This window comes from Streptomyces sp. NPDC017056 (assembly GCF_044332485.1).
Lineage (GTDB): Bacteria > Actinomycetota > Actinomycetes > Streptomycetales > Streptomycetaceae > Streptomyces.
Map to the genome: position 1 here is coordinate 37,314 of NZ_JBIRPD010000036.1, position 14,687 is coordinate 52,000.

The following is a 14,687-nucleotide window of genomic DNA, read 5'->3' on the forward strand; positions in this document are numbered from 1 at the left end:
GGGTCCCAAACCCCCCCCCGGGGGGGGGGGGGCGCCCCCCCCCCCCCCCCCCCGCCACTGCCCGTCAGACTCTGTTTCAGTCCTTGATTTCGCAGATGACGGCGCCGGAGGAGAGGGAGGCGCCGACCTCGGCGGTCAGGCCCTTGATGGTGCCGGAGCGGTGGGCGTTGAGCGGCTGCTCCATCTTCATCGCCTCCAGGACGACTACCAGGTCGCCCTCGGCGACCTGCTGGCCTTCCTCGACGGCGACCTTGACGATGGTGCCCTGCATGGGGGAGGCGAGGGTGTCGCCGGAAGCCGCGGAGCCGGACTTCTTGGCGGCCTTGCGCTTGGGCTTGGCACCCCCGGCGACCGCGGCGCGGGCCAGCGGCATGCCCAGCGAGGACGGCAGCGAGACCTCCAGGCGCTTGCCGCCGACCTCGACGACGACCGTCTCGCGGGTGTCGGCCTCGGCCTCGTCGGTGCCGGGCGCGGCGAACGGCTTGATGTCGTTGACGAACTCGGTCTCGATCCAGCGGGTGTGCACCTTGAACGGCTCGGTGGAGCCGGTCAGCTCGGGGGCGAACGCCGGGTCCTTGACGACGGTGCGGTGGAACGGGAGGGCGGTGGCCATGCCCTCGACGGTGAACTCGTCGAGCGCGCGGGCGGCGCGCTGCAGCGCCTGCTCGCGGGTGGCGCCGGTGATGATCAGCTTGGCGAGCAGCGAGTCCCAGGCCGGGCCGATGACCGAGCCGGACTCCACGCCCGCGTCCAGGCGCACGCCGGGGCCGGCCGGGGCCTCGAACGTGGTGACCGTGCCGGGGGCCGGGAGGAAGTTGCGGCCCGGGTCCTCGCCGTTGATACGGAACTCGAAGCTGTGGCCGCGCACCGGCGGGTCGTCGTAGCCCAGTTCCTCGCCGTCGGCGATGCGGAACATCTCGCGGACCAGGTCCAGGCCGGTGACCTCCTCGGTGACCGGGTGCTCGACCTGGAGGCGGGTGTTGACCTCCAGGAAGGAGATCGTGCCGTCCTGGCCCACCAGGAACTCGCAGGTGCCCGCGCCCTCGTAGCCGGCCTCCTTGAGGATGGCCTTGGACGCCCGGTACAGCTCGGCGTTCTGCTCGTCGCTCAGGAACGGCGCGGGCGCCTCCTCGACGAGCTTCTGGTGGCGGCGCTGGAGCGAGCAGTCACGGGTGGAGACGACGACCACGTTGCCGTGCTTGTCGGCCAGGCACTGGGTCTCCACGTGCCGCGGGCGGTCCAGGTAGCGCTCGACGAAGCACTCGCCGCGCCCGAAGGCCGCCACCGCCTCGCGTACGGCGGAGTCGTACAGCTCCGGAACCTCTTCCAGGGTGCGAGCCACCTTCAGGCCGCGCCCGCCGCCGCCGAAGGCGGCCTTGATGGCGATCGGCAGGCCGTGTTCCTCGGCGAAGGCCACCACCTCATCCGCGCCGGAGACCGGGTCGGGGGTGCCGGCGACCAGGGGGGCGCCGGCGCGCTGGGCGATGTGGCGGGCGGCGACCTTGTCGCCGAGGTCGCGGATGGCCTGCGGCGGGGGGCCGATCCAGGTCAGTCCGGCGTCGAGGACGGCCTGCGCGAATTCGGCGTTCTCGGAGAGGAAGCCGTAGCCGGGGTGAATGGCGTCGGCGCCGGAGTCGGCGGCGGCGGCCAGGACCTTGGCGATGTCCAGGTAGCTGGTGGCCGGGGTGTCACCGCCCAGCGCGTAGGCCTCGTCCGCCGCGCGCACGTGCAGGGCGTCCCGGTCGGGATCGGCGTAGACGGCTACGCTCCCGATGCCGGCATCCCGGCACGCCCGGGCAACGCGGACAGCGATTTCGCCTCGGTTGGCGATGAGCACCTTGCGCACGATCGGTTCCTCCTTGGCGCTTCGCCGCATCAAAATTTTGGACGTCGCGAGTTTAGGGACTGGCGACACCGCGTGCCGACCCGTTCCCGGTAGTGAGCTTGCCCACACGGAGCGTGTGCCCGGTGCGGGCGCGGGACCGAAGTCCCCCGGTATCCCAGGGTAGGCCCGTATTCCCGGGCCGGGGCAGTGATCGAGATGTGGGCAAGGTCTCGCCCGGCGGACGAGCACCGTTCCCCTGTTTCTTTGTGGAGTCCCTACGAATGGGCGAAGGAATCTTTGCCCGTGTGTGCGGCCCCTGCTCCGGTTGTTACCCGGCCCTGAGCCCTTGAAGACCGGGGGGTACTCCGGGGTAACGTGCGCGATGTCTTCTGTACTCGCGGTAACAGCGGCACGGGGAAGTGGGTGGGCGAGGTGGCGGCGCGCAGACCGGTGGCATGGGCGGCAGCGGTGGTGCTGGTCGCGGAGGCGCTCGGCGTCCTCTTCCTCAACTGGGTGCTGAGCATCGTCGTGGACAAGCAGCAGATGTCCATGGCGGGCGTCGACCCCGGCGCGATGTCCACCGGCGCCTGGGTCCTCGGCGCGGTCTTCGCCCTCTACCTGCTGTGCTGCGCCGTGCTCCTGGCCCGTACCGGCCTGCGCGACCGGGCGCCGGGCACGTTCGGGCGCATCCTGCTCGTCACCTGCGCGGTGGTGCACGCCGTCCTCGGCGCCTTCGCCGTCGGGCTGGTCGGCTGGGGGGCGTTCGCCGCGGCGATGGCCGTCCTCGCGCTGCTGGTGCTGACGCTGCTGGCGTACGGGACGGCGTACGGCGGGAACGGTGCCGGTGCCGGGACGCCGGCTACAGCTCCGGCTCCCCCCACGAACTGACGGCCACCTCGTCGCCCACGGACAGTTTGCCCGGCCGCAGTACGGCGAACTTGGCGCCGAACACGACGCCTCCGGCGGCCGCCCTGCGGTATCCGGCCAGGGTGCGCAGCGGTTCGGGGCCGGTCCGCGCGCCGGACTCCTGCTCGACCGTCGTGACGGCACAGCGCACCGCGAGCTTGGCGTACCCCAACTCGGCGCCGCCGATGCGGACTCGGCGCGCCCGGTCCTCGGTGTGCGGCGCCTCCCAGCCGTCGACCACGACGTTCGGACGGAAACGGCCCATCGGCAGCGGCGCCGCGCCCTGCTCCGCCAGCCGCGCGTGCAGCAGCTCCAGCGACGACAGGGACAGGACGTGCAGGGCGCAGCTGTCGGCGTACCCGGAGGTGCCCGGTGTCAGGCCGTCGGTCACCCGGTCGTGCTCCGGCGGCACCCGTACCAGCCTGCTCGGCGCGCCGAGCACCTCCGTCAGCCACGCGGCGGCCGCTTCACCCTGGTCGATGCCCCGGTACGAGGTCTTGAAGAGCTGTACCTCGCGCCGGGCGGACGCCGTGTCCACCTCCAGGTGCAGCGGGTCGGCGCCCGGCGCGCGCAGCGTCAGCCGCCCGCCGCCGGCGCCGATCTCCGGGCGGATCACCGCCAGCCGGGGGTCGCGCCGCTGGCTGCGGAAGACGCCGTCCACGCCGGTGACCATGAAGCTGCGGTCGTGCGCGAGCCCGGCCGGCGTCAGCTCCGCCTCGCTCGCCGTCACCCCGGCGCACCCCTTGACCGGGTAGTACGTCAACCCGGTCACGATCGCCCCACCGGCCATGCGCTGCCCCCTGAACCCCGCGTTCCCCGCGGTCACCTCGCGCTTCGTGCGCACCGCGCTCCCCGCGCGGTGCCGGTACCAACGTAGCGCCGGGCGGGCCGCCGTGGTGATCGGGTACCGGCCCTCAGGCCAGCGCCGCCACCTCGCGCCGCAGCGCCTCGGTCAGCGGGCCGCGCAGCCGCGCGAAGTCCTCCAGGGGCAGCGCGGCCGACACGGCGGTCAGGGCGGTGGCCGGGGTGCCGGGCCCGCCGGGCCGTACCGGCACCGGGATGGCGACGCACGCCATCCCGGACGCCGCCTCCTCCTGCTCCACGGCGATCCCGTCCCGGCGGACCCGGCGCAGCTCGCGCTCCAGCCGTTCGGGCGCGGTGATGGTGCGCGCGGTCCGCGCCCGCAGGTCGCCGGCGGCCAGGTACCGGCGCCGGGCGGCGGCCGGGAGGGCGGCCAGCAGGGCGCGGCCGTGCGCCGTCGCGTGCGCGGCGGTGTCCTGGCCGACGGAGAAGGCGGAGCCCGGCCCGGCGGCGCCGTCCACCACGGCGATCTCGCCGTCCCGGTACGTGCTGAAGAAGACGTCGGCGCCGGACGACCGGCGCAGCCGCACCAGCGCCTCGTGCACCCGCTCGTCGATCCGCAACTGCCGCTGGAAGGCGTGGTGCAGGGCCGGGACGCGGTAGCCGAGGGTGTAGCCGGCCGACGTACGGGCCAGGTGGCCGCGTTCGGTCAGCGTGCCGAGCAGGTCGTAGACCGTGGACAGCGCGCAGTCCAGCTGCCGGGCCAGCGCCTTGGCCGTCACCGGGCCCGCCGCCCCGGCGACCGCGTCGAGCAGGTCCAGGGCACGGTCGACGGACTGCGGCATGGCGGTCTCCCTCCGGGGCGGGCGCGGGGCGTGGGGGTACGCGGACGGGCGGCGTGCGCGTACGGTCTTCCAGCCTCGCACAGCCAAGGCGGGGCCTTCCGCGGAAGTACGCTGTTGCGTAGCCCGGAGGAATGCCGGCCGGCGCCGGCGGCGGAAGAAATGCAAAAGCGGGAATGCAAGAAGTGCGGGTTCCGTGGCGAACGCGCCGCGGCCCGCGGTATCGAAGGTGAGAGCGATGGACCGGCGGGCCGAACTACGGGAATTCCTCCGTTCACGGCGGGCACGCGTACGTCCCGAGGACGCGGGCATCACGCCCGGCACCGGATTCAGCGGCCGCCGCCGCGTCCCGGGCCTGCGCCGCGAGGAACTCGCGCAGCTCTCCGGAGTCAGCGTCGACTACTACGTACGCCTGGAACAGGGCCGCGGGGGCAACGCCTCCGCCGAGGTGCTGGACGCCATCGCGCACGTCCTGCGGCTGGACGCGCACGAGCGGGCGCACCTGTACGCACTCGTGCGCGGCGACGAGCACCGGCACGGGGAAGCGGACGGGGGCCAGGAGGTGCGGCCCGGCGTGCGCCGCCTCCTGGAGACCTTCGCGTGCGCGCCCGCCTACGTGGTCGGCCGCCGCCAGGAGGTGCTGGCCTGGAACGAGCCGGCCCGCGTCCTGATCGCCGACTTCCCCGCCCTCCCGCCCGAGGAGCGCAACCTCGCCCGGCTCACCTTCCTGGACCGGTCGGCCCGCAGCCGGTACGTCCACTGGCAGCAGAAGGCCGACGACACGGTGGCGTTCCTGCGGCTGGACACCGGGCGGCACCCGGACGACCCGAAGCTGGCCGCGCTGATCGCCGAACTCACCGAGCACAGCGAGGACTTCCGGCGCCTGTGGTCGGACCACAACGTCCGCGACAAGACGTACGGGAAGAAGCCGCTCCACCACCCGCAGGCCGGCGCCCTCGACCTGTCCTTCGAGACGCTGCGGCTGCCCGACGAACCGGACCAGGCGGTGGTCGTCTACCTGGCCGAGCCCGGCTCGGAAACGGACCGGAAACTGCGCCGGCTGGCCGCCGGAAACTGAGCGCTCGCGCCCCCGCCGCGCCCCGGAATCCCCGGGTGGTCATGCCATTCCCAGGAAAGCGGTGCCCGGGATAAAGCGGGCCTGGCCGGGCCCGGAATTCCGCGGCATGGTGAAGGCCGCGCCCGTACGCGGAAATCCCGGGAATGTACGGAGGGCGAACACGGTTGACCCATGACGACCATCCATGCCCCCTACGGGAACAAGTTCACCAGGAGTAGTTGAAATGCAGTGCTTCGACTGTGCGGAACTCGGCAACGAGACCGCCGCACTGGCCGTCTGCGCGGACTGCGGCGCGGCGGCGTGCGGCGCGCACGCCGCCGCCGTACCGCGCACGGTCCACCGCACGGCGGGCCTGGGCCGCAGCACGGCCCACTCGGCAGGTCGCCGCCTGCTGTGCACGCACTGCCGCCACGCCGCGACGGCGGCCGCCTGACTTTCTCGGCCCGGCGGCAAGACCTCCGGGAACCATCCGGGCCGTACGGGTGAATCATCCGGCCCGTACGGACCCGGCGCGGGGCCTCACGCCCACAGATCGGTGATCGCCACGTCCAGGTCGGCCAGCAGGCGGCGCAGCAGCGGCAGGGACAGGCCGATGACGTTGCCGGGGTCGCCGTCGATGCCGTCGACGAACGGCGCGGAACGGCCGTCGAGGGTGAAGGCGCCCGCGACGTACAGCGGCTCGCCCGAGGCGACGTACGCGGCGATCTCCGCGTCGCTCGGCTCGCCGAAGCGCACCGTGGTGGAGGCGGTGGCCGACACCCGGCCCCCGTGCGCCGTGTCGATCACACAGTGGCCGGTCCGCAGGACGCCGGAGCGGCCGCGCATCGACTTCCAGCGGGCGGTGGCGTCCTCCGCGTCGGCGGGCTTGCCCAGGGCCCGGCCGTCCAGCTCCAGCACCGAGTCGCAGCCGACGACCAGGGCGCCGGCGGCCTCGGGGCGCGCGGCCACCACGTCCGCCTTCGCCTCGGCGAGGACCCGGGCCAGCTCGGCGGGGGAGTCCGCGGTGATCGCGTCCTCGTCCACGCCGCTGACGACGACCTCGGGCGCGAGCCCGGCCTGGCGCAGCAGGCCGAGCCGGGCGGGGGACTGGGAGGCGAGGACGAGACGGCGGGCGGCGGTGCCGGGCTGAACGGTCATGCCCGTCATCGTACGGAGCGGGGCGGGCGCCGTCCGACGCCCGCCCCGCTCCGTACCGCCTCGCTGCCGCTCACTTGCCGAGCACGGCCTCCATGACCTTCTTGGCGATCGGGCCGCCCAGCTTGCCGCCCGCGATCTCCGAGCGGGGGATGTCCATGTCCGAGGGGTCGACGAAGACCGCGACCGCGACCGGGGAGCCGTCGCCCTGCTTGGCGTACGAGACGAACCAGGCGTACGGGCGCTCGTCGTCGACGTTCACGCCGTGCTGCGCGGTGCCGGTCTTGGCGCCGACCTTCACGCCGTCGATCAGCGCCTTCTTCGCGGTGCCGTTCTCCGCGGTGTTCTCCATCATCTCCTGCACCTTCTTCGCGGTGCTCTCGGAGACGGCCTGGCTCAGCTCCTTGGGCTCGAACTTCTCCAGCGTCGACAGGTCGGGCCCGCGCGTCTCCTCGACCAGGTACGGCTGCATGACCTTGCCGTTGTTGGCGAGCCCGGCGACGACCATGGCCATCTGGAGCGGCGTGGCGGTCAGGCTGCCCTGGCCCATGCCGGTCAGCGCGGTCTGCGGCTTGTCCAGCTTCTTCGGGTAGCCGCTGGGGGCGGTGCGCACGGGGGTGAAGATATTCTGGTTGAAGCCGAACTTCTCCGCCGTCTCGCGCATCTTGTCCGTGCCGAGCCGGTTCGCCGCCTCCAGGTAGGTGTTGTTGCAGGACCACTGCATGCCGACCTTGAGGGACGCGTTCTCGCAGGGCGCGGTGGGGATGTCGTTACGGACCTTGGTGGCCGTGTTCGGGAGGGTGTACGGGACCTTGGCCTGCACCGGGGTGTCGATGTCCGGGACCATGCCGTGCTCCAGGGCCGCGGCGGCGGTGAGGATCTTGAACGTGGAGCCGGGCGGGTAGATCTCCAGGGACGCCCGGTTGTTCATCGGCTTGGACTTGTCCTTGATGAGCGACGTGTAGGTGTCGCCCTCCTTGAACGAGCTGCCCGCGAAGGCGGACGGGTCGTAGGACGGCGTGCTCGCCATGGCCAGGATCTTGCCGCTGCGCGGGTCGAGGGCGACCACCGCGCCCTTGGCCTTGAGGTCCGTCAGCCCCTTGTAGGCGGCCCGCTGCGCCTTCTCGTCGATGGTCGTCAGCACGTCGCCGCCGCGCGGCTTCTCGCCGGTGAGGATGTCCTTGGCGCGCTTGAGGAAGAGCTTGTCGTCCTTGCCGCTCAGGATGTCCTTGTAGACGCCCTCCAGGAAGGTGGTGCCCTGGGACTGCGAGGCGTAGCCGGTGATCGGCGCGTACATCGGGCCGTCCGTGTAGACCCGCTTGTACTTGAAGTCGCCGGGCGTCTCGACCGACCCGGTGATCGGCTTGCCGCCGACGATGATGTTGCCGCGCGGGTAGGAGAACGCCTCGATCTTCACCCGCCGGTTGTTCTCGTCCTTCGCCAGCGAGTCCGCCTGCACGAACTGGATCCAGGTGGCCCGCACCAGCAGCGCCAGCACCAGCACCCCGCAGAAGACGGCTATGTGCCTCAGTGGCCTGTTCATCGCTCTCCACTTCCCTTGCCGGACGTTCAGTGCCGCGCGGACCGGCCGTACTGACGCCCGAATTGCGGCCTTCCGCGGTAAAGGATGTCCCAAGTGGGGGCAGCGGTTGCAGCCGGGGTGTGTGAGCTGGTCCTCTTTGTCGGTTTTTGTTACCGAGATGCCCCGTGATGTCCACCGCGGGAGCCCTTCGTGTCCGGACCCCCGCCCGCGACCCCGCCCCGCGCGGGGGAGCCACCCCAACTGCCTACGTAAAAACCGCAGTTGTCATACTGAACCCGTTCCCATACGGGTGACGAGGGGGAGGCGTCGGGCATGGTTCGCACTGTGGTCCCTGTGGGGTTGGCGGTTGTCCTCGCGGCAATCGGCGTACTGCATTTCATCTGGGCTTTCTCGACCTGGCCGATGAAGGATGCGGTCACGTTCACCAAGACGATCGGCGGCAGCGACGACGGTGTGCTGCCATCGGCACCGAGCACGATTCTGGTAGGGCTGGCACTGGTCGGCGGCGCCGTGCTCACCCTCATGGTCAACGAGTCCGTCCCGGTGATCGGCCCGGACTGGCTTCGGCTGGTGGGCATGTACGGCCTGGCCGCGGTTCTGCTCACCCGTGGCCTGGGCGGGTACTTCATGAATTCCGGAGCCGCCGTCGAGTTCCAGCGGTTGAACAGCTTCCTGTACTCGCCGCTGTGTGTGGCACTCGGCGCCCTGGTCGGCACGGTCGCGGTGGCCGCGAGCAGGCGCTGACCCGCCGCGGGCGCGATGCCGAGAGGGCTCCGACCCGGCCGCTCAGGCCCCGCCGACCAGCATGACCATCAGCACCACCGCGGCGACGGCCAGCACGATGCCCATCCGACGGAGCATCGCCTGTACCTGGCGCAGCTCCTCGGGAGGCTCATCGGGCGGATCGGACCACAGCATCCTTCGATCCTGCGCGGGGAACGCCGACGGCGCCTGAGTACGCGTACTCAAGCGCCGTCGGTGGAGTAACTAGGCGGCCGGGAACCTCAGCGCGGCCAGTAGCTCGTGCGCCAGGCCCGCGGGCCCGGGTGCGGCAGCCGGCGGCCCGGGACCGTGTACGCGGGGTCGGCCCACTCGTCCGTACGGTCCGTGCCGGGCGCGGCGGCGTCGGCGGCAGCGGCGGCGGCCGCCGCGCGGGTCCGGACCACCGCCAGTGCGGCGGCCAGCTCCTCGGGTGTGGGGTTGCCCCGAACGACCTTGATCATGGTCAACCGACCTCCGTCCTACAGCGGGATGTTGCCGTGCTTCTTCGGGGGCAGCGACTCGCGCTTGTTGCGCAGCGTGCGCAGCCCGCGGACGATGTGCCGACGGGTCTCCGACGGCATGATCACCGCGTCCACGTAGCCGCGCTCGGCCGCCACGTACGGGTTGAGCAGGGCGTCCTCGTACTCCTGGATCAGCTCCTGGCGGCGGGCGTCCTGCGCGGCCTGGTCGTCGATCGCCGCGAGCGTGCGGCGGTGCAGGATGTTGACCGCGCCCTGCGCGCCCATGACGGCGATCTGCGCGGTCGGCCAGGCCAGGTTCAGGTCCGCGCCCAGGTGCTTGGAGCCCATGACGTCGTACGCGCCGCCGAACGCCTTGCGGGTGATGACCGTGATCAGCGGAACCGTCGCCTCCGCGTACGCGTAGATCAGCTTGGCGCCGCGCCGGATGATGCCGTCCCATTCCTGGTCCGTACCCGGCAGGAAGCCCGGCACATCCACGAACGTCAGGACGGGCACGTTGAACGCGTCGCAGGTGCGCACGAACCGCGCGGCCTTCTCGCTCGCGTTGATGTCCAGCGTGCCCGCGAACTGCATCGGCTGGTTGGCGACGACGCCGACCGCGTGCCCTTCGACCCGCCCGAAGCCGGTGACCATGTTCGGCGCGAACAGGGCCTGCGTCTCCAGGAACTCGCCGTCGTCGAGGACGTGCTCGATGGCGGTGTGCATGTCGTAGGGCTGGTTCGCCGAGTCCGGGATCAGCGTGTCCAGCTCGCGGTCGTAGTCCGAGGTCTCCAGGTCCGCCTCCTCGGGGAAGGCGGGCGGCTCGGAGAGGTTGTTGGACGGCAGGTAGGACAGCAGCGCCTTGACGTACTCGATGGCGTCCTTCTCGTCCCCCGCCATGTGGTGCGCGACGCCCGAGGTGGTGTTGTGCGTACGGGCGCCGCCCAGCTCCTCGAAGCCCACGTCCTCGCCGGTGACGGTCTTGATGACGTCGGGCCCGGTGATGAACATGTGCGAGGTCTGGTCGACCATGACCGTGAAGTCGGTGATGGCGGGCGAGTAGACCGCGCCGCCCGCGCACGGGCCGACGATCAGCGAGATCTGCGGGATCACGCCGGAGGCGTGCACATTGCGGCGGAAGATCTCCGCGAACAGGCCGAGGGCCGCGACGCCCTCCTGGATACGGGCTCCGCCACCGTCGTTGATGCCCACGACCGGGCAGCCGTTCTTCAGGGCGAAGTCCATCACCTTGACGATCTTCTCGCCGTAGACCTCGCCCAGCGAACCGCCGAAGATGGTGAAGTCCTGCGAGTACACGCAGATCGGGCGGCCGTCGACGGTGCCGTAACCGGTGACGACACCGTCGCCGTACGGCCGGTTCTTCTCCAGCCCGAAGTTGGTCGAGCGGTGCCGCGCGAACTCGTCGAGCTCGACGAACGACCCCTCGTCGAGCAGCAGCTCCACGCGCTCACGCGCCGTCAGCTTGCCCTTTGCGTGCTGCTTTTCCACGGCCCGCGCCGAGCCGGCGTGGGTGGCTTCCTCGATCCTGCGCTGAAGATCGGCCAGTTTGCCCGCGGTCGTGGTGATGTGTGCTTCCGGCTCGGACATCGGGATGCGGCTCCTGCTCGTCCTGGACTGGTGCTCATACGAGGGTGGTACGGGGTTGGCTACCGCTTCGTAGCGTATCGGCGGGACTGCTCAGCGGCACTGCGTCGTTGGCCACACCTAGGCTGGGGTTATGACGCCTCAACCACCGGAAAACCAGGACAAAGACCGCCCCGGCGGCGACGACGGCGACGTCCCGCGCGCCGGAACGGGCTCCGGAGCGGGCACCCCGGGGCGCTGGTCCGACCTGGAGCGCCCGCCGCTGAACGTGCCGGCGCTGCGGCGCGCCCTGCTGCGGCCCGGCTCGCTGTGGACGTCCCTCGACGTTGTGCCCGCGACCGGCTCGACCAACACCGACCTCGCCGGGCGGGCCGCCGCCGGCCTGGCCGAGGGCGCGGTGCTCGTCGCCGAGGAGCAGTCGGCCGGACGCGGCCGGCTGGACCGTCGGTGGTCGGCCCCGCCGCGCTCCGGCCTCTTCTTCTCCTTCCACCTCAAGCCGCGCGTACCGGTCGAGCGCTGGGGCTGGCTGCCGCTGCTCGCCGGCGTGGCGACGGCCAGCGCGGTGGCCCGTACCGCCGGCGTGGACACCGCTCTGAAGTGGCCGAACGACCTGCTGGTCACCGTCGGTGACGAGGAGCGCAAGGCGGGCGGCATCCTCGCGGAACGCGCCGGGGACGGCGTGGTCGTCGGCATCGGGCTCAACGTCTCGCTGCGCGCCGAGGAACTGCCCGTGCCGGGCGCCGGCTCGCTCGCCCTGGCCGGGGCGCCGGTCGCCGACCGCGACCCGCTGCTGCGGGCCGTACTGCGCTCGGTCGAGGACTGGTACGGGCAGTGGACCGCGGCGGACGGTGACGCGGCGGCCTGCCGCCTCCAGGACGCGTACGCGGCGGGGTGCGCCACGCTGGGCCGGACCGTACGGGCCGTACTGCCCGGCGACCGGGAGCTGCGCGGCGAGGCGGTGGCCGTCGACGGGGACGGGCGGCTGGTGCTGGCCACGGAGGAGGGCATGCAGCGCCCGGTCGACGCGGGCGACATCGTGCACCTGCGGCCCGCGGCGGACCAGGAGTAGGAACGGCTCGGACGCGGGCCGGCGCGCGCTCCGGCCACGGCCCGCGTCCGTCCGCCGTCCAACTGCCGTCCAACCGCCGGTCGCGCCGGCCCCGCCCGGTCCGTACGGTGGCGGGAACCACGCGGCGGCCGGCCGGCGGGGCGTGCCCGCCCGCCACTTTCGCCTCTCCGCTCGCCCGCGTTCGCCTTCGTGCCCGCATAGCGGTCAAGAACGATCAGATGCTGGTCAAGAAAGCACGGGAGCAATCGCACTTATGTGGCGATCGGGGCGATAGTGACGGGGCGTGAGAGTGAGCCAGAGCACACCTGCCGTATCGTTGAGGCGGTCCGCCAGGGAGCGGGCAACGAGCGAGCAGTGATCGGAAGGGCAGTGCGCACGGAACGGACAGGGAGCGGGCGGTGACCGCCGACGACTCGGGCGCCGTCCCGCGCGAAGCGGACATCGCCCCTCGTGAAACGGGGGCCGGTCCGCACGAGGGAGCCACCGCGCGCGCCGCCGGCGCGGCGCAACACCCCGACGGCGAACGCACCGGCGGCGCCGACGGCAGCGCCCACGGCGACAGCGACGACGACACCATCGCCATCCGCCTGGAACAGCTGATCCTCGGCTCCGACCGCCGCTACACCCCCTTCCAGGCGGCCCGCAGCGCCGGCGTCTCCATGGAACTGGCCTCCCGCTTCTGGCGCGCCATGGGATTCGCGGACATCGGCCAGGTCAAGGCGCTGACCGAGGCCGACGTACTGGCGCTGCGCCGGCTGGCGGGCCTCGTCGAGGCCGGTCTGCTCAGCGAGGCCATGGCGGTCCAAGTGGCCCGCTCCACCGGCCAGACCACCGCCCGGCTCGCCGACTGGCAGATCGACTCGTTCCTGGAAGGGCTGACCGAGCCCCAGGACTCCGGCCTGACCCGCACGGAGATCACCTACCCCCTCGTCGAACTCCTCCTCCCCGAACTGGAGGAATTCCTCGTCTACGTCTGGCGCCGCCAGCTCGCCGCCGCCACCGGCCGCGTCGTACAGGCCCAGGACGACGCCGAAATGGTCGACCGGCGCCTGGCGGTCGGCTTCGCCGACCTCGTCGGCTTCACCCGGCTCACCCGCCGCCTGGAGGAAGAGGAACTGGGCGAACTCGTCGAGGCATTCGAAACCACCGCCGCCGACCTGGTCGCCGCGCATGGCGGCCGGCTCATCAAGACACTCGGCGACGAAGTCCTGTTCGCCGCCGACGACGCCGGCACCGCGGCCGAGATCGGACTCCGCCTCATCGAAACCATGGCGAACGACGAAACGATGCCGGAGCTGCGCGTCGGCATCGCCTTCGGCACGGTCACCACGCGCATGGGCGACGTCTTCGGCACCACCGTGAACCTCGCCAGCCGGCTCACGTCGATAGCGCCGAAGGACACGGTGCTCGTGGACGAGGCGTTCGCGGAGGAACTGGGACGCACCGGCGAAGCGCCGGTCTCCGAAGCCGACGCGAAGGCCGCCGCCGCGGCGGCCGAGAACGGCGCGGCACCACCGCCCGCCTACCGGTTCGCCCTCCAGCCGATGTGGCAGCGGCCGGTGCGCGGACTGGGCGTCGTCGAACCCTGGCTGCTGAGCCGGCGCACCTGACCTGCGCAGCTGACCCGCGTCGCGCCCTGCCCCGTTCCGGCCCGCCCCCTCCCTGGCTAGAGTGACGGAACGATCGTTAACCAGGGAGGGCGCTGCATGGACACGCAACGGTTCGGGGACTTCGTCGGCGTACACCGGCACGGCCATGTGGCCGAACTGCGGCTCGACCGCCCAAAGGCCATGAACGCCGTGTCCACGGCCATGGCCGACAGCATCGGCGCCGCCTGCGCCGCGCTCGCCACCGACCGGGACGTCCGCGTCACCGTGCTGACCTCCACCCACGAACGCGCCTTCTGCGTGGGCGCCGACCTGAAAGAACGCAACTCCTTCAGCGACGCCGACCTGCTGCGACAGCGCCCGCAGGCGCGGGCCGCCTACACCGGCGTCCTGGAGCTGCCGATGCCCACCATCGCGGCCGTACACGGCTTCGCGCTCGGCGGCGGCTACGAACTGGCACTGGCGTGCGACCTGATCGTCGCGGACCGTACGGCGGTGGTCGGCCTGCCCGAGGTGTCCGTCGGCGTCATCCCCGGCGGCGGCGGCACGCAACTACTACCGCGCCGGGTGGGCGCGGCGCGCGCAGCGGAGCTGATCTTCACGGGGCGGCGGGTAGAAGCAGCGGAGGCGCACGCGACCGGCCTCGTCGACCAGCTGGTGGCCGAAGGCCAGGACGCCACGGAAGCACTGGCCCTGGCCTCGCGCATCGCGGCCAACTCCCCGGTGGGCCTCCGCGCGGCGAAGCGAGCCTTGCGGCTCGGGCACGGACTGGACCTGCGCACCGGCCTGGAAGTCGAGGACGGCGCTTGGCGCAGCGTGGCGTTCTCGGGGGACCGGGCGGAAGGCGTAGCCGCCTTCAACGAAAAGCGAAAGCCGGTGTGGCCCGGGGAGTAAGGGGTCCTCTTCGCGGACGGTTTTCCCACTTGCCTGGTCGCGCTGCGCGCGTTCGCGCCTACTGTCCGGTGGGTGGGGGGCCGGGGCCCCGCAGGGGTCTCTCCTCACCGCAGTCGCGGAAGCCTTGTCTGGAAAGCTGAACCTGGTGTTGCGACGTGTC

General features: G+C 72.1%; 15 protein-coding genes. 7 read left to right on the forward strand and 8 right to left on the reverse strand.

From position 1 onward, the window contains the following. Window positions 1-76: 76 nt before the first annotated feature. Window positions 77-1,846 (reverse strand): acetyl/propionyl/methylcrotonyl-CoA carboxylase subunit alpha, encoded by a 1,770-nt coding sequence (locus tag ACH4OW_RS38565; protein WP_398033498.1) that lies wholly within the window; start codon window positions 1,844-1,846, stop codon window positions 77-79. A 402-nt stretch (window positions 1,847-2,248) separates the two neighbouring features. On the opposite strand from ACH4OW_RS38565, the gene ACH4OW_RS38570 reads away from it, so the two are divergent. Continuing rightward, entirely contained in the window at window positions 2,249-2,713 is a 465-nt protein-coding gene (locus tag ACH4OW_RS38570; RefSeq protein WP_398033501.1) for a hypothetical protein, read from the forward strand. Here ACH4OW_RS38570 and ACH4OW_RS38575 read toward each other — a convergent pair. Continuing rightward, a complete protein-coding gene (locus tag ACH4OW_RS38575) occupies window positions 2,685-3,521 on the reverse strand; it encodes an MOSC domain-containing protein (protein WP_398033519.1) in 837 nt (278 codons plus the stop codon). The genes ACH4OW_RS38570 and ACH4OW_RS38575 overlap by 29 nt on opposite strands. 124 nt (window positions 3,522-3,645) lie before the next feature. Then, the gene (locus ACH4OW_RS38580) at window positions 3,646-4,377 is read right to left on the reverse strand and encodes an IclR family transcriptional regulator C-terminal domain-containing protein (protein WP_360141262.1); all 732 of its coding nucleotides are present in this window, start codon (window positions 4,375-4,377) and stop codon (window positions 3,646-3,648) included. Window positions 4,378-4,612: 235 nt separating this feature from the next. Between ACH4OW_RS38580 and ACH4OW_RS38585 the strand changes: the two genes are divergently transcribed. Together ACH4OW_RS38585 and ACH4OW_RS38590 are read left to right on the forward strand one after the other, a co-directional pair. After that, on the forward strand, window positions 4,613-5,452 hold the full coding sequence (locus tag ACH4OW_RS38585) for a helix-turn-helix domain-containing protein (RefSeq protein ID WP_398033502.1): 840 nt from the start codon (window positions 4,613-4,615) through the stop codon (window positions 5,450-5,452). A 223-nt stretch (window positions 5,453-5,675) separates the two neighbouring features. Beyond that, entirely contained in the window at window positions 5,676-5,885 is a 210-nt protein-coding gene (locus ACH4OW_RS38590; RefSeq protein ID WP_360141268.1) for a DUF2180 family protein, read from the forward strand. Between the two features lie 86 nt (window positions 5,886-5,971). Here the strand turns inward: ACH4OW_RS38590 and ACH4OW_RS38595 are convergent, their stop codons facing one another. Both ACH4OW_RS38595 and ACH4OW_RS38600 read right to left on the reverse strand, forming a co-directional pair. After that, window positions 5,972-6,589 carry a nucleoside triphosphate pyrophosphatase gene (locus ACH4OW_RS38595; RefSeq protein WP_360141271.1) on the reverse strand — a complete coding sequence of 206 codons (618 nt, stop codon included), beginning with the start codon at window positions 6,587-6,589 and terminating at the stop codon, window positions 5,972-5,974. A gap of 70 nt (window positions 6,590-6,659) precedes the next feature. Beyond that, complete coding sequence (locus ACH4OW_RS38600) at window positions 6,660-8,129, reverse strand: peptidoglycan D,D-transpeptidase FtsI family protein (protein ID WP_398033506.1); 1,470 nt, start codon at window positions 8,127-8,129, stop codon at window positions 6,660-6,662. 312 nt (window positions 8,130-8,441) lie between these two features. On the opposite strand from ACH4OW_RS38600, the gene ACH4OW_RS38605 reads away from it, so the two are divergent. Beyond that, on the forward strand, window positions 8,442-8,873 hold the full coding sequence (locus ACH4OW_RS38605; protein ID WP_398033509.1) for a DUF3995 domain-containing protein: 432 nt from the start codon (window positions 8,442-8,444) through the stop codon (window positions 8,871-8,873). A 42-nt stretch (window positions 8,874-8,915) separates the two neighbouring features. Here the strand turns inward: ACH4OW_RS38605 and mmpB are convergent, their stop codons facing one another. From mmpB to ACH4OW_RS38620, 3 genes are all read right to left on the reverse strand, one after another. After that, window positions 8,916-9,047: a morphogenic membrane protein MmpB gene (mmpB, locus tag ACH4OW_RS38610; RefSeq protein WP_003981923.1), complete on the reverse strand. Its 132-nt coding sequence runs from the start codon at window positions 9,045-9,047 to the stop codon at window positions 8,916-8,918. An 86-nt stretch (window positions 9,048-9,133) separates the two neighbouring features. Further along, the gene (locus ACH4OW_RS38615) at window positions 9,134-9,352 is read right to left on the reverse strand and encodes an acyl-CoA carboxylase subunit epsilon (protein WP_360141279.1); all 219 of its coding nucleotides are present in this window, start codon (window positions 9,350-9,352) and stop codon (window positions 9,134-9,136) included. An 18-nt stretch (window positions 9,353-9,370) separates the two neighbouring features. Then, window positions 9,371-10,960: an acyl-CoA carboxylase subunit beta gene (locus tag ACH4OW_RS38620; RefSeq protein ID WP_360141282.1), complete on the reverse strand. Its 1,590-nt coding sequence runs from the start codon at window positions 10,958-10,960 to the stop codon at window positions 9,371-9,373. Between the two features lie 130 nt (window positions 10,961-11,090). Here ACH4OW_RS38620 and ACH4OW_RS38625 point away from each other — a divergent pair, with 130 nt between their 5' ends. The 3 genes from ACH4OW_RS38625 to ACH4OW_RS38635 all read left to right on the forward strand — a co-directional run bounded on the left by ACH4OW_RS38625 (window position 11,091) and on the right by ACH4OW_RS38635 (window position 14,527). Beyond that, entirely contained in the window at window positions 11,091-12,026 is a 936-nt protein-coding gene (locus ACH4OW_RS38625) for a biotin--[acetyl-CoA-carboxylase] ligase (protein ID WP_398033513.1), read from the forward strand. Window positions 12,027-12,424: 398 nt separating this feature from the next. Further along, complete coding sequence (locus tag ACH4OW_RS38630) at window positions 12,425-13,636, forward strand: adenylate/guanylate cyclase domain-containing protein (protein WP_360141288.1); 1,212 nt, start codon at window positions 12,425-12,427, stop codon at window positions 13,634-13,636. Window positions 13,637-13,732: 96 nt separating this feature from the next. After that, window positions 13,733-14,527, forward strand: coding sequence for an enoyl-CoA hydratase/isomerase family protein (locus ACH4OW_RS38635; protein WP_398033516.1), 795 nt, complete (start codon window positions 13,733-13,735; stop codon window positions 14,525-14,527). Window positions 14,528-14,687 lie beyond the last annotated feature (160 nt).